Origin of the sequence: Rhodocaloribacter litoris (genome assembly GCF_011682235.2) — a bacterium.
In the GTDB taxonomy this organism is placed as follows: domain Bacteria; phylum Bacteroidota; class Rhodothermia; order Rhodothermales; family ISCAR-4553; genus Rhodocaloribacter; species Rhodocaloribacter litoris.
Window position 1 is genome coordinate 2,028,989 of the sequence record NZ_CP076718.1, and the last position, 21,777, is coordinate 2,050,765.

At 68.1% G+C, this 21,777-nt stretch carries 25 protein-coding genes and 1 pseudogene; 11 read left to right on the forward strand and 15 right to left on the reverse strand.

Annotated features, from left to right (window positions below; translation table 11 throughout):
• Positions 1–96: 96 nt before the first annotated feature.
• From GQ464_RS08375 to GQ464_RS08390, 5 genes are all read right to left on the reverse strand, one after another.
• Entirely contained in the window at positions 97–840 is a 744-nt protein-coding gene (locus GQ464_RS08375) for a glycosyltransferase family 2 protein (protein ID WP_272493458.1), read from the reverse strand.
• 118 nt (positions 841–958) lie between these two features.
• Positions 959–1,078, reverse strand: coding sequence for a WCX domain-containing protein (locus tag GQ464_RS19285; RefSeq protein ID WP_480383400.1), 120 nt, complete (start codon positions 1,076–1,078; stop codon positions 959–961).
• Positions 1,079–1,912, reverse strand: coding sequence for a helix-turn-helix transcriptional regulator (locus GQ464_RS08380; RefSeq protein WP_166978900.1), 834 nt, complete (start codon positions 1,910–1,912; stop codon positions 1,079–1,081).
• A gap of 58 nt (positions 1,913–1,970) precedes the next feature.
• Positions 1,971–2,801: an ion transporter gene (locus GQ464_RS08385; RefSeq protein ID WP_166978902.1), complete on the reverse strand. Its 831-nt coding sequence runs from the start codon at positions 2,799–2,801 to the stop codon at positions 1,971–1,973.
• A 16-nt stretch (positions 2,802–2,817) separates the two neighbouring features.
• Complete coding sequence (locus GQ464_RS08390; RefSeq protein WP_166978904.1) at positions 2,818–3,753, reverse strand: universal stress protein; 936 nt, start codon at positions 3,751–3,753, stop codon at positions 2,818–2,820.
• A gap of 190 nt (positions 3,754–3,943) precedes the next feature.
• On the opposite strand from GQ464_RS08390, the gene GQ464_RS08395 reads away from it, so the two are divergent.
• The 10 genes and pseudogenes from GQ464_RS08395 (at position 3,944) to GQ464_RS08440 (ending at position 14,786) form a co-directional block, all read left to right on the forward strand.
• Positions 3,944–5,221 (forward strand): citrate synthase, encoded by a 1,278-nt coding sequence (locus GQ464_RS08395; RefSeq protein ID WP_166978906.1) that lies wholly within the window; start codon positions 3,944–3,946, stop codon positions 5,219–5,221.
• A gap of 6 nt (positions 5,222–5,227) precedes the next feature.
• The gene (locus GQ464_RS08400) at positions 5,228–6,730 is read left to right on the forward strand and encodes a PKD domain-containing protein (RefSeq protein WP_166978908.1); all 1,503 of its coding nucleotides are present in this window, start codon (positions 5,228–5,230) and stop codon (positions 6,728–6,730) included.
• 445 nt (positions 6,731–7,175) lie between these two features.
• The gene (locus GQ464_RS08405; RefSeq protein ID WP_166978910.1) at positions 7,176–9,107 is read left to right on the forward strand and encodes a putative nucleotidyltransferase substrate binding domain-containing protein; all 1,932 of its coding nucleotides are present in this window, start codon (positions 7,176–7,178) and stop codon (positions 9,105–9,107) included.
• 266 nt (positions 9,108–9,373) lie between these two features.
• Complete coding sequence (hisG, locus tag GQ464_RS08410) at positions 9,374–10,234, forward strand: ATP phosphoribosyltransferase (protein WP_166978912.1); 861 nt, start codon at positions 9,374–9,376, stop codon at positions 10,232–10,234.
• Positions 10,235–10,345: 111 nt separating this feature from the next.
• Positions 10,346–11,618, forward strand: a pseudogene (gene hisD, locus GQ464_RS08415) (histidinol dehydrogenase); the annotation flags it as partial.
• Between the two features lie 21 nt (positions 11,619–11,639).
• On the forward strand, positions 11,640–12,227 hold the full coding sequence (gene hisB, locus GQ464_RS19090; RefSeq protein ID WP_272493465.1) for an imidazoleglycerol-phosphate dehydratase HisB: 588 nt from the start codon (positions 11,640–11,642) through the stop codon (positions 12,225–12,227).
• 164 nt (positions 12,228–12,391) lie between these two features.
• Entirely contained in the window at positions 12,392–12,979 is a 588-nt protein-coding gene (gene hisH / locus GQ464_RS08425; protein WP_166981017.1) for an imidazole glycerol phosphate synthase subunit HisH, read from the forward strand.
• Between the two features lie 57 nt (positions 12,980–13,036).
• Entirely contained in the window at positions 13,037–13,792 is a 756-nt protein-coding gene (hisF, locus tag GQ464_RS08430; protein ID WP_166981019.1) for an imidazole glycerol phosphate synthase subunit HisF, read from the forward strand.
• A gap of 129 nt (positions 13,793–13,921) precedes the next feature.
• Positions 13,922–14,560, forward strand: a complete 639-nt coding sequence (gene hisIE / locus GQ464_RS08435) for a bifunctional phosphoribosyl-AMP cyclohydrolase/phosphoribosyl-ATP diphosphatase HisIE (RefSeq protein WP_228350726.1) — start codon at positions 13,922–13,924, stop codon at positions 14,558–14,560.
• A gap of 4 nt (positions 14,561–14,564) precedes the next feature.
• A complete protein-coding gene (locus tag GQ464_RS08440) occupies positions 14,565–14,786 on the forward strand; it encodes a DUF2905 domain-containing protein (protein ID WP_166981021.1) in 222 nt (73 codons plus the stop codon).
• A gap of 16 nt (positions 14,787–14,802) precedes the next feature.
• Here the strand turns inward: GQ464_RS08440 and GQ464_RS08445 are convergent, their stop codons facing one another.
• From GQ464_RS08445 to GQ464_RS08460, 4 genes are all read right to left on the reverse strand, one after another.
• Positions 14,803–15,114, reverse strand: coding sequence for a hypothetical protein (locus GQ464_RS08445; protein WP_166981023.1), 312 nt, complete (start codon positions 15,112–15,114; stop codon positions 14,803–14,805).
• Positions 15,115–15,331: 217 nt separating this feature from the next.
• The gene (locus tag GQ464_RS08450) at positions 15,332–15,541 is read right to left on the reverse strand and encodes a hypothetical protein (RefSeq protein WP_166981025.1); all 210 of its coding nucleotides are present in this window, start codon (positions 15,539–15,541) and stop codon (positions 15,332–15,334) included.
• An 89-nt stretch (positions 15,542–15,630) separates the two neighbouring features.
• On the reverse strand, positions 15,631–15,945 hold the full coding sequence (locus GQ464_RS08455; protein ID WP_166981027.1) for a type II toxin-antitoxin system RelE/ParE family toxin: 315 nt from the start codon (positions 15,943–15,945) through the stop codon (positions 15,631–15,633).
• A complete protein-coding gene (locus tag GQ464_RS08460; RefSeq protein ID WP_166981029.1) occupies positions 15,933–16,127 on the reverse strand; it encodes a hypothetical protein in 195 nt (64 codons plus the stop codon). The genes GQ464_RS08455 and GQ464_RS08460 overlap by 13 nt, the downstream gene beginning before the upstream one ends.
• 50 nt (positions 16,128–16,177) lie before the next feature.
• On the opposite strand from GQ464_RS08460, the gene GQ464_RS08465 reads away from it, so the two are divergent.
• The gene (locus GQ464_RS08465) at positions 16,178–16,291 is read left to right on the forward strand and encodes a DUF2905 family protein (RefSeq protein ID WP_228350727.1); all 114 of its coding nucleotides are present in this window, start codon (positions 16,178–16,180) and stop codon (positions 16,289–16,291) included.
• A 16-nt stretch (positions 16,292–16,307) separates the two neighbouring features.
• Here the strand turns inward: GQ464_RS08465 and GQ464_RS08470 are convergent, their stop codons facing one another.
• The 6 genes from GQ464_RS08470 to GQ464_RS08495 form a co-directional block, all read right to left on the reverse strand.
• Positions 16,308–16,619, reverse strand: coding sequence for a hypothetical protein (locus GQ464_RS08470; RefSeq protein ID WP_166981033.1), 312 nt, complete (start codon positions 16,617–16,619; stop codon positions 16,308–16,310).
• A gap of 88 nt (positions 16,620–16,707) precedes the next feature.
• The gene (locus GQ464_RS08475; protein WP_228350764.1) at positions 16,708–17,244 is read right to left on the reverse strand and encodes a tetratricopeptide repeat protein; all 537 of its coding nucleotides are present in this window, start codon (positions 17,242–17,244) and stop codon (positions 16,708–16,710) included.
• The gene (locus GQ464_RS08480) at positions 17,219–17,557 is read right to left on the reverse strand and encodes a tetratricopeptide repeat protein (protein ID WP_228350728.1); all 339 of its coding nucleotides are present in this window, start codon (positions 17,555–17,557) and stop codon (positions 17,219–17,221) included. Before GQ464_RS08480 ends, GQ464_RS08475 begins: the two co-directional genes overlap by 26 nt.
• 229 nt (positions 17,558–17,786) lie before the next feature.
• On the reverse strand, positions 17,787–18,911 hold the full coding sequence (locus tag GQ464_RS08485) for an amidohydrolase family protein (RefSeq protein WP_166981037.1): 1,125 nt from the start codon (positions 18,909–18,911) through the stop codon (positions 17,787–17,789).
• Positions 18,912–19,124: 213 nt separating this feature from the next.
• Complete coding sequence (locus GQ464_RS08490) at positions 19,125–20,729, reverse strand: hypothetical protein (RefSeq protein WP_166981041.1); 1,605 nt, start codon at positions 20,727–20,729, stop codon at positions 19,125–19,127.
• Positions 20,730–20,829: 100 nt separating this feature from the next.
• Positions 20,830–21,645, reverse strand: a complete 816-nt coding sequence (locus GQ464_RS08495; protein WP_166981044.1) for an undecaprenyl-diphosphate phosphatase — start codon at positions 21,643–21,645, stop codon at positions 20,830–20,832.
• Between the last annotated feature and the right edge of the window lie 132 nt (positions 21,646–21,777).

The following is a 21,777-nucleotide window of genomic DNA, read 5'->3' on the forward strand; positions in this document are numbered from 1 at the left end:
TGATGTCGTGCAAAAAAGACGGAAGGCGGAAGCCGGGGAAAACGGGGTAGAAACGGGATCGGGGGAAAAAGGTTCGGGCCGGATCGTCAAGCCGTTTCAAAGACCGGAAGCGCTTTTCTCGAACACCGGCCGGCGCACACGGCGCGCCTTGATCCCATACTTCGCAATCGTCCACAGAATCTTCGCCGACGCCTTGACCGTGCCCGAGACGGTGCCGGTGATCTTCGAGACGCCGACCCGCCGCCGGTAGGAGACGGGCACCTCGGTGTAGCGCAGGCCGGCCAGCACGGCCTTGATCTGCATCTCGATCGTCCAGCCGAAGGTTTCGTCCTCCATGCCGAGGGCCAGCAGGTCGGCGAAGCGGATGGCCCGGAAGGGGCCGAGGTCGGTGTAGCGGGCCCCCCAGAGGAGCCGCATCAGGAAGCAGGCCAGGCGGTTGCCCAGGAGCGCCTGTGGCAGCATGGCCCCCGGCTCGCGCCGCCCTCGCATCCGGGAGCCGACGACGAAGTCGGCCTCGCCCCGCAGGATCGGCGCCACGAGGTCCGTCATCTCCTCCGGGTGGTCGCTGTAGTCGCCGTCGAGGAAGACGACGAGGTCCGGGTTCTTCTCGCGGGCGTAGGCGATGCCGCGCAGGCAGGCCCGGCCGTAGCCGCGCCGGGGCTCGCGCAGCACGGTGGCCCCGGCGGCCCGGGCATTGGCCTCCGTCTCGTCCGTCGAGGCATTGTTGACCACCACCACCTCCTCGACGAGCGCGGCCGGGATGTCGCCGATGACCTGCCCGATGGAGCGGGCCTCGTTGAAGGCGGGGATGATGACCAGGATGCGCGGTGCCGTGGACACGATCGGGCAAGGGTTGAAGGCACGGGCAGGTAGCAACGTGCCGGCACGCGGCCGGGTTTCTTCTGCCTCTGTGGTGCACCGGCTCCTCCCGGCGTTACGCCGCCGGCACGGCGGCCCTTCAGAGCAGCCGGGGGAGGTCGTCGCCATAGCGGGCGGCGATCCGCTCCGCCTCGCGGGCCAGGCGGCGACGCAGCGACGGCGGGGACAGCACGCAGGCGGAGGCCCCCCAGGAGAGCAGCTAGGGCAACACGTCCACCGCGCGCCGCACCCGCAACGTGACGTAGAGCCCGTCGGGACGCCGCTCGGTGTCTTCCACGAAGAAGCCGGGCACCTCCTGCACCCGGTCGGCCACCGGCGGGTCGAAGCGGACGAGGACCTCCACCGTGCGCGGGGTCTCTCCGTCATAGCCGGAGCGGTAGGCTCCGGGACGGGTGTACGCCTCGTCCGTCACCTCCAGGTTCTGCACCCGGGCCAGGCGGTAGGATCGTACCTGCCCGGTGGCGCGATCCCGCCCGACGAGCGTCCAGCCGTCCTCGCGGTCGAGGAGGCCGTAGGGCTCGACGTGGCAGGCGACGGCCGCGTCGTCTGCCCGCGCCCGGTAGTCGAACCGGACGGTGCGGCCCGCCGGGAGCGCGCGGCGTAGCCCGCTCAGCGCGGCGCGCTCGGCCGGATCGTCGAACGCATTGACCGGCACGAAACGGATGCCCTCCCGCAGGGTTTTCGTCGTTTCGCGCAGCGTCCCGGGCAGCGCCGTTTCGATCTTCACCGCGGCGGAACGGGCTGCGGTCCGGTAGTGCACTTCGAAGTGATCCGCCAGAAAGTCGGCCCCCAGCCACAGCATCACGGCCTCGTCGTGCGAGAAGATCAGCGGGGGCAGGAAATAGCCCTCGTCGAGGCTGTAGCCCTTCCCCGGGACGGCCTGTAGCGGGACCCCGGCTTCGCCCAGGACCTGCATGTCCCGGTAGATGGTGCGGGTGCTCACCCCGAACAGGTCGGCCAGGTCGGCGGCCCGGTGCCAGCGCGAGGCTTTCAGCTCGTGCAGGATGGCCAGCAGGCGGTCGGTACGGTCCATGGTCGTCCGGATGGTTCAACGACGCCGGTTGCGTCCGGCGCCTTCCGGCCCCGCCCCGTCAGAGGTGGGTGCCGCAGTACTTGCAGAAGACAGCGTCGGCGTCGTGGCCGTCGGCCCCGCAGGCCGGGCAGGCGCGGGTGGAGACGGTGTGGGTCGCCCGCGAGAGTTCGACGGTCACGATGCCGGTGGGCACGGCGATGACCCCGTAGCCGAGGATCATGATCATCGCCGCCAGTGCCTGTCCCAGGTTCGTCTGCGGGGCGATGTCGCCATAACCGACGGTCGTGAGGGTGACGATGGCCCAGTAGATGCTGCGCGGGATGCTCGTGAAACCGTGCGCCGGCCCTTCGATCAGGTACATGAGCGAGCCGAAGATGACCACCAGGGTCAACACGGCAAAGAGGAACACCGTGATCTTGCGCCGGCTGGCCTGCAGCGCCTTCGCCAGCAGATGCGCCTCGCTCAGGTATTGCACCAGCTTCAGGACGCGAAAGACGCGCAGGATGCGCAGGAGACGCAGCACCAGGAGGTACTGCGTGCCCGGCAGCAGCACACTCAGGTACGTCGGGAGGACGGCAAGCAGGTCGATGATGCCGAAGAAGCTCGTCGCGTAGCGCCACGGGCGGCCCACACACCACAGCCGGAGGACGTACTCGATTGTGAACAGGATCGTGAACCCCCACTCCAGCGCATAGAGGAACGCCCCGTGGCGTGCCCGGACGACGGCCACGCTTTCGAGCATCACCACGATGACGCTGGCCAGGATGGCCCCGATCAGGCCCACATCGAACGCCCGCCCGGCGGGTGTCTCGGCCTCGAAGATGATCTCGTGGCCCCGGCGCCGCCAGCCGGTGAGGACCGGCTCCTGTCGTCCGTTGTTCTGCTCCATGGCCGTGCGAAGGGGTTCAGTCCACCAGCCACCGGCCGGAAGGGTTGAGCGTGAGCACGGTGTGCGGGGCCGCCCGCACCACGTGCTCGGCGACGCTGCCCAGGTGAAAGCCACGGCCGCCCCCCGCGCCGTGTGTGCTGAGTACGATCAGATCGGCGTCTTCCTCCCGCGCGCACGCCAGAATCTCGCGCGCCGGATGACCGTGCCGCACCCGGCAGGTTACCGGCACCGGGGGCCCGGGGGTCGTCTCGAAAAGCTGTTGCAGCGCCGCTTCCGACTGGCGCACCACCTCCGGCGGCAGCCGCAGGGTGATGAAAACGGGCAGGCCGGTATCACTGAACGACGGCACGACCCGCTCTTCGGCGACGAACAGCAGGGTGAGCGACGCCTCGTACAGCCCGGCGAGGGCCCGCGCATGCCGGAGGGCCACGACGGCCGGCTCTGAAAAGTCCACGGGCACCAGCACCCGTTTCAGGGGATGCGGTGCCGGGGGCGCCTCCTCCGGCGCGTGCACCGCCAGCACCGGGCAGCCTGCCTGCCGGACGACCTCGCCGGTGACGCCGCCCAGCGCCGGGTGCCGCAGGCTCCGGTGCCCGTGCGTGCCCATGACGATCAGGTCGACGTCGTTCGTCGCGGCGTATTGCAGGATCACCCGGGCAACGTCCTCGCCCTGCTGCCGCACCTCCTCCACCTCGACGTCGTGCAGGTTGCGGGCGGCCGTCCGGGCCTGCACCTGCTCGTGGACCCTGCGCTGAAACGCTTCCGCCAGGCCCACCTCCTCCAGGAGCCGGTGCAGCATGCCGCGCCACGTTCCCCTTCCCGGCTCCTCCTCGACGTGGAGCACCCGTACCCGCGCCCCGCACCGGCGCGCCAGCTCCACCCCCTGGGCCACCGCCGCCTCGGCACACGGTGAAAAGTCTGTGGGAATCAGTATTCGCTGGATCCTAAGCATGCCAAAGACTCTATCAGGAAAGGGCCTCGACCAAGCACACAGCGAGGAAGGTACGACTTCGGACGGTCCGGATCACCTGCCGCAGCCGGGGAACGGGAGCGGGGACTGTCGCTGCGCAGCGGAAGCCGGGAAGTCGTATCTTCCGGCGTCGAGGGGCCTTCCCTTTCTCACCCATCAAATCCGCACGGGCATGCAGAAAGCAACACTTTCCCTGAACGGTCAGACCCATGAGCTTCCTCTCGTCGTCGGCACCGAGGGGGAAGTAGGCATCGACATCCGCAAGCTGCGCGCCACCACAGGTGCCATCACGCTCGACCCCGGCTACGGCAACACCGGCTCGTGCGAGAGTGCCATCACCTTCATCAACGGCGAGGAAGGCATCCTGCGCTACCGGGGCTACGGCATCGAGGAATTGACGGAAAAGTCGTCCTTCCTCGAAGTGGCCTACCTGCTCATCGAGGGTGAGCTCCCCACGAAGGCCCAGCTCGACCGCTTCCGGCACCGGCTGACCTACCACAGCCTGCTCCACGAAGACATGAAAAAGTTCTTCGAGGGCTTTCCGCCGAGTGCCCACCCGATGAGTGTCCTCTCGACCATCATTGCCTCGCTCTCGGCCTATTATCCAGAAAACAACGACCCGGCCGACGTAGAGCTGAACATCATCCGGCTCATCGCCAAGATCAAAACCATCGCGGCCTTCGCCTACAAGAAGTCGATCGGGCAGCCGTACATCTACCCGCGCAACGACCTCAGCTACACGGGCGACTTCCTCCACATGATGTTCGCCGTGCCCTCCGAGACGTACGAGGTCGATCCGCTCGTCGAAAACACGCTGGACAAGCTGCTGATCCTGCATGCAGACCATGAGCAGAACTGCTCCACGTCCACCGTGCGTATGGTGGGCAGCAGCGGGGCCAGCCTCTTCGCCGCCATCTCGGCGGGGGTGAGCGCCCTCTCCGGCCCCCTCCACGGCGGGGCCAACCAGGCCGTCATCAACATGCTCGAACGCATCCGGCAGGACGGCGCCAACTACCGGAAATACGTCGAGATGGCCAAGGACAAGGAATCGGGTTTCCGGTTGATGGGCTTCGGCCACCGCGTCTACAAAAACTTCGACCCCCGGGCCCGCGTCATCAAGGCCGCCGCCGATCAGGTGCTCGAACGCCTCGGCGTCGACGACCCCCTGCTCGACATCGCCAAACAGCTCGAACGTGTGGCCCTCGAAGACGACTACTTCATCGAGCGCAAGCTCTACCCGAACGTCGACTTCTACAGCGGCATCCTCTACCGGGCCATGGGGATCCCCACGAACATGTTCACCGTCATGTTCGCCATGGGGCGCCTGCCGGGCTGGATCGCCCAGTGGAAAGAGATGCACAATGACCCCAACACCCGCATCTACCGCCCCCGCCAGATTTACGTAGGCCCCAACGCCCGTCCCTACGTACCCATCGAGGCCCGGGAATAAACCGTCATGCGACGCCGGACAGGCCTGAGCTTCCTGCTTTCCGTGCTGTTCCTCGTCGCCGGCGGCGAGGCACGGGCCCAGCCGGCACGGATGGACGAGACGCTCTTCATCCGGCCGCGCCTGGGGCTTTCCGCGTACGCCGGCGACAACGCCACGTCGCTCCTCAGCCTCGACGGCGTCCCCTACAGCCTGGGCCTCGAACTGGGCTACCAGCGCAGTCCCCGTCTCAGCCTGGGCCTGGGCCTCCAGCTGGCCGGCTATCCGGGCATCCATCCCACCGCCGGGCGAAACGACGGCGCGGTCTCCACGACCCGCACGTCGGTGCACGTGCTCGCCCGCCACCTGCTCGCCCCGGGCAACGTGGCGCCCTACGTCCACGCCGGCGCCCACGTGACCTTCGGCCGGGTGCTCCTGCCGGAGACGGACCTCCCGGACACTCCCTTCCGGGAAAAGGGCCGGGTGGCCCTGGGCCCGCTGATCGGGCTGGGGCTGGACGTGCGGTTGAACCAGAACGTCTCCCTCTTCTTCGAGGTGACGGACCACCTCACCTTCCCGGACGAGGGCGCCGACGGCCGCCGGGGCGGGGGCCCGTTCGATCACCTGCTCAACACGATCGGAGCCGGTCTGAAGATCAACTTCAAGCGCCCGTTCGTGCCGGCGGTCGTCGGCGCGGTCCGCTGCCCGCCGGGCGAGGTGCAGACGGGCCAGTTGCTCCCCTTCTCCGCCTGGATCAACCCCGACGCCACCCGGCCGGTGTCCATGACCTGGGACTTCGGAGACGGCGCCATGGCCACGGGGCTGGCGGCCGCCCACACCTACCGGCACGCCGGCATCTATACCGTCACCGTCGTCGCCGACAACGGGCGCCGCGCCGACACGGCCACCTGCACCGTGGTGGTGGTCCCCGCCTGCCTTCCCGCCGAGATCACCGCGATGACGGCTTCGAACCGGCAGCCGGACACCCGCACGGCCGTCCACTTCGCGGCCACCGTGCCGGGATCGCGGCCGGTCGCCTACCACTGGGACTTCGGGGACGGGCACCGTTCGACCGAGGCCGCCCCCACCCATACCTTCGCCGAGGCCGGCACGTACACCGTCACCCTGGAAGTGACCAACTGCGGCGGCACGGTCCGGCGCACCATGCAGGTCACCGTGGCGCCCTGGAAGAACCCGCTCTGCGCGGTGACGGCGATGAACCCCGTCTTCTTCGAACGCAACGCGAGCATCCTCACCGAGGCGGCGCGCCGGCAGCTCCGGGAAAACCTCACCATCCTGCACACCTGCCCGGATCTCCGGGCCCGCATCGAGGGCTTCGCCGCCCCGGACGAGCGGAACCCGGACCAGCTCGCCGAGGACCGTGCCCGCGTCGTCGAGCAGTTCTATGTGGACAACGGCATCGCCTTCACCCGCCTGACCGCCACCGGCCGGGGGGCCTTTCCGGGCGCCACGGCACAGCCGGAGAGCGCCAACCCGGCCCGCCGCGTCCATACCATCCCGGTACGCAACTGACCCGCCGCCGGCGCTCTCGCTTTCTTTTGCCACAACCATCTCCGATCTTGGAGCACCGGTGCAAGGCCCGGATCCGGCCGCCGGGAACGTTGTTCGTTATACCAGCTCTCCGGAAGTCCCGCCCGCGGTGCACGGGCGGTAGCGTCGAGCGGCGGGGCCACAAAGCACGCCCGGCCATCTCGCAGAACCGGTATGAGCGTGCATCCACCTACCCGGGCAAGCCTGCGTTCGATGGTCCTCCCGACCTCGAACGGAGGCGCCATGCCGGTATCGATACACGACAAGATTCCGGGTTCTCACAGGGGATCCTCCGCATCGAGGGAATCATGGGAAACAGACCACAGCGGACGGATGCCCCCCGACCGGCGCGCGCGCCGCGCTTCCATCAACCACGTTGACCGCTGATACAACCTCGCCGTCGTCTGCCACGATCTCACTCATGTCCATGTCCACTTCGGCGATCCTGAACCGCATCAAGCACCTGCTCGATACGACCCCGCCCTTCGACCGCCTCACGGAAGAAGAGCGAGGGAGCCTGTTGCCCGACGTCACCCTCGAATTCTTCGAGCCGGGCGAGGTGATCCTCGCCCAGGGCAGTCCACCGCCGAAGGGCCTCTACATCGTCGAATCCGGGCTGGTCCGGCTCATGGACATCGACGCCCAGCGCCTGATCGACAAGTGCGGCGAGGGGGACACCTTCGGCGCGTTCGGGTTGATCAAGGGCGGGGCGCTCATCTACGAGGCCAAGGCCGTCGAGCCGACCGTGTGTGCCCTCCTCAAAGGGGAACGCTTCCGGTCGCTGTACGAAACCAACCGCGAATTCGCAGCCTTCTTCGACAGCGACCTGAACTATTACGCCCGTCGCCTGGGTACGGAGGTCGACGTCTCCGGCGCCTACCGGCTCACGATGCGCCTGGCCGCGCTGCCGCATCGCCGCCCGGTCACCGGCCCCCCTTCGACGACGGCCCAGGAGGCCGCCCGGCGCATGGCCGCCGCCCGCGTCGGCGCCTTTCTCGTGGTGGAGGACCACACGATACGCGGCATCCTGACCGACCGCGACCTGCGGAACCGGCTCGTGGCCCAGGGCCTCCCCCCCCGAACCCCCGTGCGCGAGCTGATGTCTTCGCCCGTACTGACCGTCCCGGCCGAAACCCCGCTCTTCGAGACGATGATGACCCTGATCGACCGGGACGTGCACCGCCTCGTCGTGCTCGACGAAAACGGCAGGCCGTGCGGCATCCTGACCGACCGCGACCTGGCCCACTTCCGGGGACAGGACCCCGTGGCCACCGTCGACCGCATCGAGACGGCCTCGTCCCTGCCCGAGCTGTCGAACATCCGGGCCGAGACGAGCGAACTGCTGCTGCGCTTCTACCGGCAGGACGTGCGTCCCGAGCAGCTGATGCGCATCCTCTCGATCATCTATGACCGGATCGCCGTGCGGGTGCTCGAGCTGGTCGAAGCGGAACTGGCCGGCGAAGACCCGGAGGCCGCCGTCTCCCTCCCCTGGGTATGGCTGCGCCTGGGCAGCGGAGGGCGGCGGGAGATGACGCTGGCCTCGCGCCAGCACAACGCGCTGCTCTATGCCGACCCCGCCACGCCCGACGAAGCGGCCCGGGCCGAAACCTGGTTCGCCCGCCTGGCCGAACGGGCCAATGCCGCCCTCGAGCGCTGTGGTTTCCTCAACAGCGAGACCGTGGCCCGCACCCCCGCCTGCCGCCTGCCCCTGCGCACCTTCAAAAAGACGTTCCGGACCTGGATCTTCGAAGCCGGTGCCGGCGAGCTGACCGGCGCACCGATCCTGTTTTTCGACCTGCGCGGCATCTACGGCGCAATGTCGCTGGTGGACGCGCTCAAACAGGACATCGAAGACGCCCTGAACATGCAGGCCATGGACCCGGACCGCGCCTTCATCCAGATGATGGCCGCCGGCGCCCTCAAACAGGCCCCGCCGCTGTCCTTCTTCCGCCGGTTCGTGCTGGAACGCTCCGGCGAGCACCGCAACGCCTTCGACATCCGCACGCGCGGCATCCTCCCCGTCGTCGACGCGGCGCGCGTGCTGGCGCTGGAAGCCCGCTTCCTCGAAAGCACCAACACCTTCGACCGCCTGCGCCACGCCGCCGACGCCTTTCCCGACCTCCGGGGCGTGATCGAGACCACGCTGGAAGCCTACCAGTTCCTGTTCGACTTCCGCCTAGAGCATCACCTGCGGGCGGTCGAGGGCGGCGAAGCACCGGACAACCACATCATCCCGGCTCAACTCTCGCCCATCCAGCGCAACCTGCTGCGCAAAGCCTTCGGCACCGTCGCCGAACTGCAGGCCGCCCTCACCCGGCGGTACGACCTCGGCCGGGGCTGGCTCTCCCCCCGGAATTGAACGCCGCCGGCGCGGGGTTTGCAAAGGCTTGGGGAATTGCCGCCTTCCGGCCCCGGCAGCGCTTCCGGCTCCGAACCCCTCCGTCCATGCCGCGTTAGGAGGGAGGCGCCGGCCCCCGTGGCGGCCGCCCGCCTTCACCATCCCTGCCGTGACGACGCCGGCGGAAGCGGTCCGCCCACCGGCACACGCGCCCGAATCGCCGTCCCACCCCCTGACGTGACACCCCCCGGCGCGGTCTTCCCGGCTCCCAACCCTGACCTTTGATTATGGAAACCCTGCTGCGTCTTGCGCTCCAGAAGTCGGGGCGCCTGAGCGAAGCTTCCGTCCAGTTGATCGAAGCCTGCGGCATCCATTTCAACCGGGCCAACCATCGCCTTCGTTGCCAGGCCGACAACTTCCCCCTCGAAATCCTCTATCTGCGGGACGACGACATCCCCGGCTACGTGGCCGACGGCGTGGCCGACGTGGGCGTCGTCGGCGAGAACGTCGTGGCCGAGAAGCGACGCCCCGTCGAGGTGCTCGAACGCCTGGGCTTCGCCCGCTGCCGCCTCGCCATCGCCGTCCCCCGCAGCACCCCCTACGACGGCCTCGCCGACCTCGAAGGGCTGCACATCGCCACCTCCTACCCGAACCTGCTCTCGGACTTCCTCCGCGAGAACGGCATCGAGGCGAGCATCCACGAGATCAGCGGCTCGGTCGAGATCGCCCCGAGCATCGGCCTGGCCGACGCCGTCTGCGACCTGGTCAGCTCCGGCAGCACGCTGCTGAGCAACGGCCTCAAGGAGGTCGAAACGGTGATGCGCTCCGAGGCGGTGCTCATCGGCCGCCCCGACCTGCCCCCCGAGAAGGCCGCCCTCCTCGACGCCCTCCGCTTCCGCATCCAGGCCGTCCTGAAGGCCCAGAACTTCAAGTACATCCTGCTCAACGCCCCCAACGAGGCCATCGACCGGATCGTCGAACTGCTGCCGGGCATGAAGAGCCCGACGGTGCTGCCGCTGGCCGAATCCGGCTGGAGCTCGGTCCACTCCGTCGTCAACGAGAACGACTTCTGGGAGGTGATCGAGAACCTCCGGGCCGCCGGCGCCCAGGGCATCCTCGTCGTGCCCATCGAGAAGATGATCGTCTGACCTGATGCGTTTCACGTTTCAGGTTCTACGTTCCACGTTTTCGTACCCACGCTGAACGTGAAACGTAGAACGTTTAACGTCAAACGTGAACCCCAACCCGCAACCAGCCTGATGCGCGTCTACGTCAACCCCGAGCGTGCCCGGTGGGCCGAACTGGTGCTCCGTCCCGTGCAGGAGACGGCGGCGCTGGAGGCCCGCGTGCGCCCCATCCTGGAGGCCGTCCGCACCGGCGGCGACGCGGCCGTGCGCGACTTCACGCAGCGCTTCGACGGCGTGGCGNCKCGGCGACCTGGCCGTGCCGCCCGAGGCGCTGGCGGCCGCCCGCGTGCCGGACGACCTGGCCGCCGCCATCCGCCTGGCCCGCCGTCACATCGAGGCGTTCCATGCGGCGCAGCGCACGGCGACGGCCCGCATCGAGACGGCCCCCGGCGTGACGTGCTGGCGGCGCGCGGTGCCCATCGAGCGGGTGGGGCTGTACGTCCCCGGCGGCACCGCCCCCCTCTTCTCGACGGTGCTCATGCTCGGCGTCCCCGCCCGGCTGGCCGGCTGCCGCGAGGTGGTCCTGTGCACGCCCCCCGGCCCGGACGGCACCCTCCCGCCCGCCATCGCCTTCACCGCCCACCTGCTCGGCATCGACCGCGTCTTCCGCATCGGCGGGGCGCAGGCCATCGCCGCCCTCGCCTACGGCACCGAGAGCGTCCCCCGCGTCGACAAGATCTTCGGACCGGGCAACCAGTACGTCACCGTCGCCAAGCAGCTCGTCCAGCGCGAGGGCGTCGCCATCGACCTGCCCGCCGGCCCCACCGAGGTGGCCGTCGTGGCCGACGAGACGGCCCGCCCCGCCTTCGTCGCCGCCGACCTGCTCTCGCAGGCCGAGCACGGGCCGGACAGCCAGGTGATCCTGATATCCACATGTTCAAACATTGTGGATAACGTCCTCGCCGAGGTCGAACGGCAACTCGAGGACCTCCCCCGCAAAGACATTGCGAAACAGGCGCTTGCCCACAGCAAAGCCGTCGTGTTCGACGACAAAGCGACGGCGATGGCGTTTGTGAATGAGTACGCGGCCGAACACCTGATCCTGGCCGTGGAGAACCCCGAGGCGCTGGCCGAGCAGGTGGTGAACGCCGGCTCGGTGTTCCTCGGCCACCTGACGCCCGAGTCCGCCGGCGACTATGCCTCGGGCACGAACCACACGCTCCCGACCAACGGCTACGCCCGCGCCTACTCCGGCGTGTCGCTCGATGCATTCGTGAAGCAGATCACGTTCCAGGCGCTGACCGAGGAGGGGCTCCGGACGATCGGCCCGGCGGTGGCGACGATGGCCCGCGCCGAGGCGCTCGAAGGCCACGCCCGCGCCGTCACGCGCCGCCTCGACGCCCTGGCCGACGCCCCGCCCCCCGCCCTGCCGCCGCGCACCGGCCGCGTCCACCGGCAGACGAAGGAGACGGACATCCACGTCACCCTCACGCTCGACGGGCACGGCCACGCCGACGTCCACACCGGCCTGGGCTTCTTCGACCACATGCTCGAACAGATCGCCCGCCACGGCGGCTTCGACCTCACGGTCCACGTCGACGGCGACCTGCACGTGGACGAACACCACACCATCGAGGACACCGCCCTGGCCCTCGGCGCGGCCCTTCTCGACGCCCTCGGCGACAAGCGCGGCATCGAACGCTACGGCTTCCTCCTGCCCATGGACGACGCCCTGGCCCAGGTGGCGCTCGACCTCTCGGGGCGAAGCTGGCTCGTGTGGGACGTACCCTTCACGCGCGACCGCGTCGGCGACGTGCCCACCGAGATGTTCGCCCACTTCTTCAAGTCGTTCGCCGACGCGGCGAAGTGCAACCTGAACATCAAGGCCGAGGGAGAGAACGACCACCACAAGATCGAAGCCGTGTTCAAGGCCTTCGCCCGCGCCCTCCGGCAGGCCGTCCGCCGCGACCCCGCCCGGATGGACGTGCTGCCGAGCACGAAAGGGACGCTGTGAGCGCCGCGCCGGGCGTTGCGCGTTACGGGTTCAACGTTAAACGTTATACGAACAACGCTGAACGTTATCCATGAAACCATGCGCGTGCACTCCGGGCCGTACAAACCGTCTGAAAACAGAGGGGCCCGGCGCCCCAACGTTCCAACGTCCAACGTGAAACCGAGATGACCGTCGCCATCGTTCGCTACAACGCGGGCAACATCCTGTCCGTCATCAACGCCGTGAAGCGGCTGGGCGTGGAGCCGGTGCTGACCGACGACGCGGCGACGCTCCGCCGGGCCGACCGGGTGATCTTCCCCGGCCAGGGGGAGGCCCGCTCGGCCATGCGCTACCTCCGCGAACGCGGCCTCGACGCCGTGCTCCGCAGCCTCACGCAACCCGTCCTCGGCATCTGCATCGGGTTGCAGCTCCTGTGCCGCCACACGGAGGAGAACGATACCGAGGGGCTGGGCGTCTTCGCCGAGCGGGTGCGGCGCTTCCCCGCCACCGGCAAGGTGCCGCACGTGGGCTGGAACACCCTCGACGGCACCACCGGCCCCCTCTTCGACGGGCTGCCCGAGACGCCGTACGTGTATTACCTCCACAGCTATTACGCCGAGACCGGCCCCGACACCCTCGCCACCACCGAGTACCTGGTCCCCTTCAGCGCCGCCCTTCACCGGGACAATTTCTTCGCCGTCCAGTTTCACCCGGAGAAGAGCGGCCCCGTGGGCGAGACGATCCTCCGCAACTTCCTGAACCTGTTCCGTTGAACGTTGAACGTTGCACGTTGAACGTTCAAACGCGAAACCTTCAAACGCCCCACCCCCATGCTCACCAAACGCATCATCCCCTGCCTCGACGTCAAAGACGGGCGTACCGTCAAGGGGGTCAACTTTGTGAACCTGATCGACGCGGGGGACGCGGTCGAGCTGGCGAAGGCGTACGTCGAACAGGGGGCGGACGAGCTCGTCTTCCTCGACATCACGGCGACGCTGGAGAAGCGGGCCACGCTGGTGGCGCTCGTACGCCGCATCGCCCGGGAGATCAACATCCCGTTCACCGTCGGCGGCGGCATCGGGTCGGTGGACGACGTGCGGGCGCTGCTGGAGGCCGGCGCCGACAAGGTGTCCGTCAACTCGGCGGCCCTGCGCGACCCCGCCCTCATCGACCGCATCGCCGACGCCTTCGGCAGCCAGTGCCTGGTGCTGGCCATCGACGCCAAGCGGGTCGGGGACGTGTGGCGCGTCTTCACCCACGGCGGCACCCGCCCCACCGACCGCGAGGCCGTGGCCTGGGCCGTGGAGGGCGAGCGGCGCGGCGCCGGCGAGATCCTCCTCACGTCGATGGACCACGACGGCACGAAGGGCGGCTTCGCCCTCGACCTGACGCGCCGCATCGCCGGGGCCGTCTCGATCCCCGTCATCGCCTCCGGCGGCGCGGGCGCCCGGGAGCACTTCACCGAGGTCTTCCGCGACGGCCGGGCCGACGCCGCCCTCGCCGCCAGCATCTTCCACTTCGGCGAAATCCCGATTCCCGACCTGAAAGCCTACCTCCGGGACGCGGGCGTGCCGGTGCGGCTGTGAGGCCTTCGGCGTTGCGCGTTGAACGCTCGACGTTGCATGGTGCGGGCATGATGCGTCTGCCGAGGGCATGCCCCTGAACGCCAGAAGCAGAACCCCTATCTTTCCACGGACAACCCCAGGAAACCAACCGTGCAACGTTCAACACACCACGTGGAACGCTCTATCGACCCCGATACGCTCGACTTTGAGAAGGGCGGCGGCCTGGTGCCCGCCGTTGTGCAGGATGCCCGCACGGGGCGGGTGCTGATGCTCGGCTACATGAACCGCGCGGCGCTCGAGCGCACGCTCGAGACGGGCCGTGTTACCTTCTTCAGCCGCTCCCGGCAGGCGCTGTGGACCAAGGGCGAGACGTCCGGGCACGTCCTCACCGTCGAGGAGATCCGGGCCGACTGCGACCGGGACACGCTGCTCGTGCGCGCCGTGCCCGCCGGGCCGGTCTGCCACACCGGCGCCGACACGTGCTTCGACGAGGCCAACGTGCCGGACGGGCTGGCCTTCCTCCGCCACCTCGAAGGCGTCATCCGCGACCGGCACGCGCACCCGGCCGAGGGGTCGTACACGAGCAAGCTCTTCGCGCGGGGGATCAACAAGATCGCCCAGAAGGTAGGGGAGGAAGCCGTGGAGCTGGTCATCGAGGCCAAGGACGACGACGACGCCCTCTTCCGCGCCGAGGCCGCCGACCTGCTCTACCACCTGCTCGTGCTCTTCGAGGCGAAGGGCATCCCGCTCGACGACGTGCTCGCCACCCTCCGCGAACGCCACCGCTGACGCCATGCACCGCTCGACCGGCCTCATCCTGATCCTGATCGGCCTGGGCCTCGCCCTGGTGGGGCTGCTCGTGTGGACGGGCGCCTTCTCGTGGTTCGGACGCCTCCCCGGCGACCTCCGCATCGAGCGCCCCAACGTGCGGGTCTACGTCCCCATCACCTCGATGCTCCTCCTCTCTCTTCTCCTGAGCGCCCTCCTCTACCTCATCCGCCGGTTCTGGCCGTGATGCGCACCGCCCGGCGCTACTCCACCCGCGCCGCCCGCACCGTCCCGTCCGCCTCCAGCTCGACGACGCACCGGTAGCGGCCGAGCGTCAGCGGGCTATCCGCCACGATGCGCCGGCCGGCGGGGCCGTCCTCGGTGCGGTAGCGCAGGAAATGGCCCGTGTCGAGTTGCCGCCGCACGCTCGCCTCCGGGACGCCCGGCCCGAAGTTGCCGCAGAGGAACACCACCTCCTTGCGCGCCTCGTTCCAGTACACCGCTCCCACCACAACGGCGACCCCGAGGGCCACGGCGGCGATGATTTTGACGAGGCGCTTCCGGGGGCAGGGCATGAAGGATGGGGGTATGGGTATGCGAGGGAATACAGGGGATGTGCGGCGAGCCTCCCTTATGAGGAAAATCAAAACGTTTCAAATGGCTCCGTAGCCGCACCCTTCACGGGTGCGCTCGACCGGCCGCCGGGATACCCGGGCTGAAGCCCGCGGCTACGACGTTTTTCCCGTTGCGGTGCCCGAGGTGCCACTATACGTCACATGCGGAAGACGACCTTCACGCCCGCCCCTCCAGGAGATCGAAAATACGTTCACGGCTCACCTCCTCGGTCGCTTCGCCCTCACGCATCGCCTCCCCCAGCACGAGGTCTTCGAGCACCTCGGCCACGAGGGCACGCAGGAGGTCCTGCTGCTCCGAGAGGGTTTCGACCAGCGCCTCTTTCAGCGCCTGCTCGAGCGCTTCTTTGGAAATGGGTGTTTCAGACATGACACGCACGCGTGGACGGAGTGTTTTTCCATAACGTGTGCGCCACAGGGGAGTTTCGTCCGTGTTGATGCGCGTGTTATGCAGCATCTTCAGCTACGCCGGGACAGCTTCTTCACCAGGTCTTGCCTGCTATGCGCTATCGCTAACACCTCTACCTCCGTCTCTTCCTCTTGTCCTGTTACCAGGTACACGATTCGGTAGTCCTCCACGATGACCTCCCGGAACGCATCGTTCTCGATTTCGGGCACTTCGCGCCCTATGCGCGGAAACAGTTCCAGGTTCGTAACCGCACCGAAGAGCTTGCTGATGACGGTACGCGCATAGCCGGGCGAACTGCTCTCGTAGTAATCCCGGATGGCGGCCAGATCCTGCCTGGCTGCCCATGACCACCTTACGAGAGCCATTTCTCAAACTCCTTGCGCACCTCCTCGTGCGAGACGGTTCGTCCTTCCTTGACGTCCTCTAACCCGCGCTCAACCTTCTGAAGAAAATAGAGCTCATAGATGATGTCCTCGAACGTGACATCCTCATCGAGGCGCTCAATCAGGCGCAGCGAGGCCTGTTTAGCTGAAAGCGTGGGAGGCATAACTGTTCAAGCAGGGTCCGTTTTTCAGCTTTTTACGCCTGAGCGGCAGATTGTTCTACATCGAGCGCCCCAGCGTGCGGGTCTACGTCCCCATCACCTCGATGCTCCTGCTCTCCCTTCTGCTGAGCGCCCTCCTCTACCTCGTCCGCCGGTTCTGGCCCTGACGTGCGCCGCCCGGCGCTACTCCACCCGCGCCGCCCGCACCGTCCCGTCCGCCTCCAGGTCGACGACGCACCGGTAGAGGCCGAGCGTCAGCGGGCTGTCCGCCACGATGCGCCGGCCTTCGGGGCCGTCCTCGGTGCGGTAGCGCAGGAAATGGCCCGTGTCGAGTTGCCGCCGCACGCTCGCCTCCGCGACGCCCGGCCCGAAGTTGCCGCACAGGAACACCACTTCCTTGCGCGCCTCGTTCCAGTACACCGCTCCCACCACGACGGCGACCCCGAGGGCTACGGCGGCGATGATTTTAGCGAGGCGCTTTCGGTGGCGGGACATGGGGGGTGGGAGAAGTACGGATAACGCTCAGGTTCAGCGATGGGCCGCGCAGCGGACCGACTGCTGCAACCGATAGGTAGCCGCATCATCATTCGATTGCGCGGATAGCCGCTGCACGCTTGTAGAGCGGCTCGGCCCTGGCATGGTCACCCTGCTTTGTATAGAGCCCAGCCAGCATGGTCAGACTCGCGGCCACCTTGGGATGGTCGGGGCCCAGCGCCTTCTCCCTGATCGCCAGCGAGCGCTTTAAGAGCGGCTCGGCCTTGACGTAGTCGCCCTGCTCTGCATAGAGAAAGGCCAGGATGTCCAGGCTCGTAGCTACATAGGGATGGTCAGGGCCCAGCGCCTTCTCCCTGATCGCCAGCGAGCGCTTTAAGAGCGGCTCGGCCTTGACGTAGTCGCCCTGCTCTGCATAGTAGTCGCCCTGCTCTGCATAGAGATCAGCCAGCATACTCGCGACCACATCGGAATGGTCAGGGCCCTGCGCCTTCTCCCAGATCGCCAGCGCACGCTTTAAGAGCGGCTCCGCCTTGGCGTAGTCGCCTTGCTTTGTATAGAGCCTAGCCAGCATGGTCAGGCTCGCGAATACGTTAGGATGGTCAGAGCCCTGCGCTTTCTCCCAGATCGCCCGCGAGCGCTTGTAGAGCGGCTCGGCCTTGACGTAGTCGCCCCCCCCCTACATAGAAAAAGGCCAGGTTGTGTAGGGTCGCGGCCACATCGGGATGGTCGAGACCGAAGTTTTGCTCGGCAACCTCCAGGGCCTTCTGGGCAACCGCCACCGCGCGGTCATAATTGCCCGCCGCATATAGGTCCATGGCTTCCCGGTTCAGTATCCACCACTCTATCGCGTCCTGAGCATGCACAACCGGTGGTGCTGCCATGCATAAGCAGAGAACGAGAATGGAAAATCTCATGCAGCCCAGGTTGTTCGCTTTCATGATTTCACCTTGCATATGGCTAAAATATTTTTTATTCGACACATCGCCTCTTATCCTACATCCTTCTCGCACAAATTGCAACAAGCAGTGCCTCGATAAAATCAATGGCACGTCTCTTTTCGCATGATCGTGTTGGATAGCGTTTTCCAGCAGGATGTGCGCTATTCCACCCCACCCCGCCTGCTATGCCGACACAGAGATCGCGCTGCATAGATGAATCGTCGGCTCCTCACTCCGGAAAGAGCGAGGCGTCGAGGCCGGGGATGATGCGGAGGGCGTTGCGGTAGTAGACGTGGCGGAGCACGTCGTCGGGCAGGTCGAGGCCGTACATCTTCCAGTGCGCGTGGCGCTTGCGGTAGTAGTCGAAGAACTCGTCGGCCGTCTCGAAGGTGCGGAAGTAGACGTGGTACTCCTCGGGGCCCCAGGCGTCCTTGCCCATGAGCACGCGGTCCTTGTACCGGATGAGCCAGGCGCGGGCGGTGCGGGGCTGGCGGCCCAGCTCGGCCAGCACGGCGCCCAGCTCGGTGTACACGTTGGGCAGCGCGTCGAGCAGGCGGCCGAGGCGGGCCAGGTCGTGGCCCAGCCAGCCCAGGTGCGCGTTGATGAACGTCGTCTGCGGGTGGCGGCGGAAGACGCGGTGCTGCTCGGCGATGAGGGTGTCCCACGGCGGGATCTCGGGGTTCTCGGCGTAGTAGCGGCGGGGGCGCTGCCGGAGCTCGAGGTAGCGCTCGTTGAAGCGGTCCTTCTTCTGCCAGAACGGCGCGGGGTCGGCGGTGTGGATGAGCACGGGGATGCCCAGCTCGCCGCACTTCGCCCAGATCGGGTCGAGGCGCGGGTCGTCGGTGGGGACGCGCCGGCCCTGGCTGTCTTTGAGGAAGAGGCCCAGGTTCTTGAAGATCTTCAGCCCCTGGGCGCCGTTGCGCACGTCCTCCTCCAGCCGGGCCACGGCCCGCTCGGTCCACCCCGGCTCGCCGATGCCGTCGAAGTCGATGTTGGCGAAGACGACGAAGCGGTTCGGGTAGCGCCCCTTCATGCGGTCGACGGTGGCCTTCAGGCGCTCGCCGGTGCCGCCGCTGAGGTTGACCATCACGGCCATGTTGAGGCGGTCCATGGCGGCGACGAGGCTGTCCAGCTCGGCGTCGGTCATCTCGGCGGCGCGCCACTGGTGCGCGTGCACGTCCACGAACGGGTACTTCGCACGGGTGACGGGGTGGGCGGGCACCACCAGCGTGGAGCGCGGCTCGTAGACCTCGATGTCCATCACCTCGTCGGGCGGGATCTCGGGGGGCGTCTCCTGGGCCAGGAGGGGCGTTGTGAGGAGGCCGGCCAGCAGCAGGGCGAGGGCGTGTTTCATGGGGCGGGCGTGCTGAGGGAAAGGGGACGCAGAAAGGTAGGGGACGGGGCGGGCCGGGGCAAGGGGCGAACGGCGGGTCTCACCGCGCGGCGATCCGCTCGCGGAGGGCCAGGAAGGCTTCTCGTCGTACGCGGGCCGTCCGGATCGGGCGAAACGCCAGCTCTTCTCCCGGCAGCCGGAGGAGAGGTCTGGCCCGGATCCGGTCTCCGGGTATCAGAGGGTGAGGGCGCCGAGGAGGAGGTGCCGGAAGAATTCGAGCCAGGGGCCGAAGAGCAGGGGCAGAAGCACGACGGCCGGAAGGCCGAGCACGAACAGGGGGTTAGCCAGGCCCACGGCCACGATGTGGCCCGGTGCGCTGCGGGTGACGTGCGCGAAGTCGAGCAGGGTGCGGAGAAGGGCCAGGAGGGTGAGGCCGAGCCAGGCGACGACGAGCAGAGGCGCGGCGGCCCGCACGTCGTCCGGCGGGTTGCCGGCGAGCACCATGGCGGCGAGCATCAGCAGGAGGAACGTCCAGCGGGGCCAGGCGACCATCATGAAGGTCTGGCCGGGGGTAAGGGCGCGGCGCCGGCGGGCCATGAGGGCGAGCAGCGCGGCCCAGAGGCTCAGCGCCAGGACGTAGAGGCTGCCCGCCAGCAGCACCACCAGCCAGGGCTGGGCCAGCAGGCCGGCCACGACCTCCCGCAACGCCGGCGGCAGCCAGTACAGCCAGGCGATCACGGCCGCGTGCTCCCGGTACGCCTCGAGCACGACGGCCGCCGTCATGCCCACGCTGGCGGCGACGGCCAGCAACAGCAGGCCGCTGGCCAGCGGCAGCACGTCGCGCCCCTCCCGGATGGCCTCACAGTAGAAAGTATGGGCCAGGAAATACCGGGGAATCATGAACCGAAAGCGGGGCGAGGCGGCATAGTGCAGGCCGATCAGCGTCAGCACGGTCCAGCCCAGCAGCCGGAGCCAGGGTACTTCGGGCCGTGCCGGCCGGCCCAGCGGAAGGGCGAAGACCCGCTGCCGGCCCGTATAGAGGCCCGCCACGACGTCGAAGGCCAGGCGGGCGCGGCCGCCGGCGTCGTGCAGCCCGTAGCGTCGCCGGTAGGGATCCGGCGGTTCCGGGCCGCCCTCGCCGGGCCCGGCGTCGCGCCAGCGATGGACGAAGACGGCTACCGGCGCAGGGCGGGCATCGAGCAGGGTGGCCAGGTGGTTTTCGAGGAAGCGGGCCTGGGCTTCGGGGGTGTGCGGGTTGCGCAGGCCCGGGGGCGCCCCGGCCTCGACCCGGGCGCCGAGCGTCGCCAGCCCGGCCCGCGGGCCCAGAGGCAGGGGCGGCAGCCGGTCGAGCGCGTCGAAGAGGACGAAGTCGACGGCATCGCGGCAGCGGTCCCGGTCTGGAAAGGCGCTCACGTAGTAGAGGTGCACGCCGGCGGTGTCCGGCAAGGCCGTAGCCAGGCTCCGGAAGAAAGCGCAGGCGGCCGGGTGGCTCGTGTCGCTGCGGCGGGCCAGGCCGAAGTGCCGGGCCGAAGGGTGCTCCCGGCTCCGGCGCCAGGCCGCCTGGAGCGTGCGGCGGGCATAGGCCAGCGTGTCGGCCAGAAGCCGGGCGGGGAGATAGTCGAGGGGGAGCTCCTGGAAGAGTTGCAGGCCCAGGGTGTCGGCCAGGGCCAGCAGGCGCTCCTCCCGGATCAGGCCGGTCCGTACCGCCTCCACCCCGGCCCGGTGCATCCGGATCAGGTCTTCCTCGGCCTGTTCCAGCGAAGCCGGCACCGCCCAGACGACGCCCTTCAACGGCTGCGCCCCCGCCGGGGGCATGAGCAGGGCCAGCAGGAACGCCATCCCGGCGAACCTCGCGGGACGACCGTGGCGCAACGCGTTGTGCGAGGAGAGGAGCACGGCAAGGGAGCAAAGGCCGAAGCACAGGAGCCGGGAAGCCGTCTCAGATCAGAACCAGTCCCAGCGTGCCGGCAAAAAAGCAGTAGATAGCGAAATAGGCCAGGTTGCCCCGCCGGATGACATCGAGCAGGAGCTTGATGGCGGCCACGCCGGAACCGTAGGCCACCAGCGTGCCCACGACCAGCGGTATCCACCCCATGGCCAGACCGGTTTCGAACAACTCGATGCCCTTGATCAACGTGGCGCCGAGGACCACCGGCAACAGCATCAGGAAGGAAAAGTCGGCGGCCTTCCGGGGCGTCACGTTCAGGTAGAGGGCCGTGCAGATCGTCGCGCCCGAGCGCGAGATGCCCGGCGTCATCGCCGCCGACTGCGCCAGGCCGATCAGCAGTGCCTTCCAGGGCGTGACCGGACCGTCGGGGTGCCGGCGCAGCAGCGTCAGCAACAGCAACAAACCGGTGACGAGCAGCATACCACACACGAAGCGCGGGTCGCTGAACCGGGCCTCCAGAAAGTCTCCGAAGAACAGGTAGACGATCCCCGTCGGAAGCAGTGTCAACAGGATGAAGGCTACCATGCGGACTTCCTCGTGGGTACGGTAGTGCTCGGGCAGGCGATGCGGGGCCGCCGCGGCCAGCAGCGTCTTGCCGATCAACCCGCGCACCTCCTGCCCGTAGACGGTCAGGATGCTGAGCACCGTGCCGAAATGGACGAACACCTCGAAGGTGACATTGTCCGCTCCCGCGGCCTCGACGCCCAGCACATACTTCGCCAGCACCAGATGACCCGAGGACGAGATCGGTAAGAACTCCGTCAACCCCTGCACCAGTCCCAGCAACGCGGCTTCCCACCAGTTCATAGACCCCCTTCTGTCCGGGTTGGGTGTTTCATGAACGCGGCGGAAAGGTACGATGTCGCAGGGGGAACCGAAACGCCCTCACCGCAAATTCGCCCCGGATCGTATCTTTCGAACAGGCGCCCCGCCGGCGCC

Coding starts and splice junctions, on each gene's coding strand:
- GQ464_RS08395 (WP_166978906.1), top strand. CDS start 3,944: ATGCAGAAAGCAACACTTTCCCTGAACGGTCAGACCCATGAGCTTCCT.
- hisH (WP_166981017.1), top strand. CDS start 12,392: ATGACCGTCGCCATCGTTCGCTACAACGCGGGCAACATCCTGTCCGTC.
- GQ464_RS08390 (WP_166978904.1), bottom strand. CDS start 3,753: ATGCTTAGGATCCAGCGAATACTGATTCCCACAGACTTTTCACCGTGT.
- hisF (WP_166981019.1), top strand. CDS start 13,037: ATGCTCACCAAACGCATCATCCCCTGCCTCGACGTCAAAGACGGGCGT.
- GQ464_RS08460 (WP_166981029.1), bottom strand. CDS start 16,127: ATGCCTCCCACGCTTTCAGCTAAACAGGCCTCGCTGCGCCTGATTGAG.
- GQ464_RS08480 (WP_228350728.1), bottom strand. CDS start 17,557: ATGAAAGCGAACAACCTGGGCTGCATGAGATTTTCCATTCTCGTTCTC.
- GQ464_RS08450 (WP_166981025.1), bottom strand. CDS start 15,541: ATGTCTGAAACACCCATTTCCAAAGAAGCGCTCGAGCAGGCGCTGAAA.
- GQ464_RS08380 (WP_166978900.1), bottom strand. CDS start 1,912: ATGGACCGTACCGACCGCCTGCTGGCCATCCTGCACGAGCTGAAAGCC.
- GQ464_RS08440 (WP_166981021.1), top strand. CDS start 14,565: ATGCACCGCTCGACCGGCCTCATCCTGATCCTGATCGGCCTGGGCCTC.
- GQ464_RS08495 (WP_166981044.1), bottom strand. CDS start 21,645: ATGAACTGGTGGGAAGCCGCGTTGCTGGGACTGGTGCAGGGGTTGACG.
- GQ464_RS08490 (WP_166981041.1), bottom strand. CDS start 20,729: ATGGCGTTCCTGCTGGCCCTGCTCATGCCCCCGGCGGGGGCGCAGCCG.
- GQ464_RS08445 (WP_166981023.1), bottom strand. CDS start 15,114: ATGCCCTGCCCCCGGAAGCGCCTCGTCAAAATCATCGCCGCCGTGGCC.
- GQ464_RS08385 (WP_166978902.1), bottom strand. CDS start 2,801: ATGGAGCAGAACAACGGACGACAGGAGCCGGTCCTCACCGGCTGGCGG.
- GQ464_RS08400 (WP_166978908.1), top strand. CDS start 5,228: ATGCGACGCCGGACAGGCCTGAGCTTCCTGCTTTCCGTGCTGTTCCTC.
- GQ464_RS08470 (WP_166981033.1), bottom strand. CDS start 16,619: ATGTCCCGCCACCGAAAGCGCCTCGCTAAAATCATCGCCGCCGTAGCC.
- GQ464_RS08405 (WP_166978910.1), top strand. CDS start 7,176: ATGTCCACTTCGGCGATCCTGAACCGCATCAAGCACCTGCTCGATACG.
- GQ464_RS08485 (WP_166981037.1), bottom strand. CDS start 18,911: ATGAAACACGCCCTCGCCCTGCTGCTGGCCGGCCTCCTCACAACGCCC.
- GQ464_RS08455 (WP_166981027.1), bottom strand. CDS start 15,945: ATGGCTCTCGTAAGGTGGTCATGGGCAGCCAGGCAGGATCTGGCCGCC.
- hisG (WP_166978912.1), top strand. CDS start 9,374: ATGGAAACCCTGCTGCGTCTTGCGCTCCAGAAGTCGGGGCGCCTGAGC.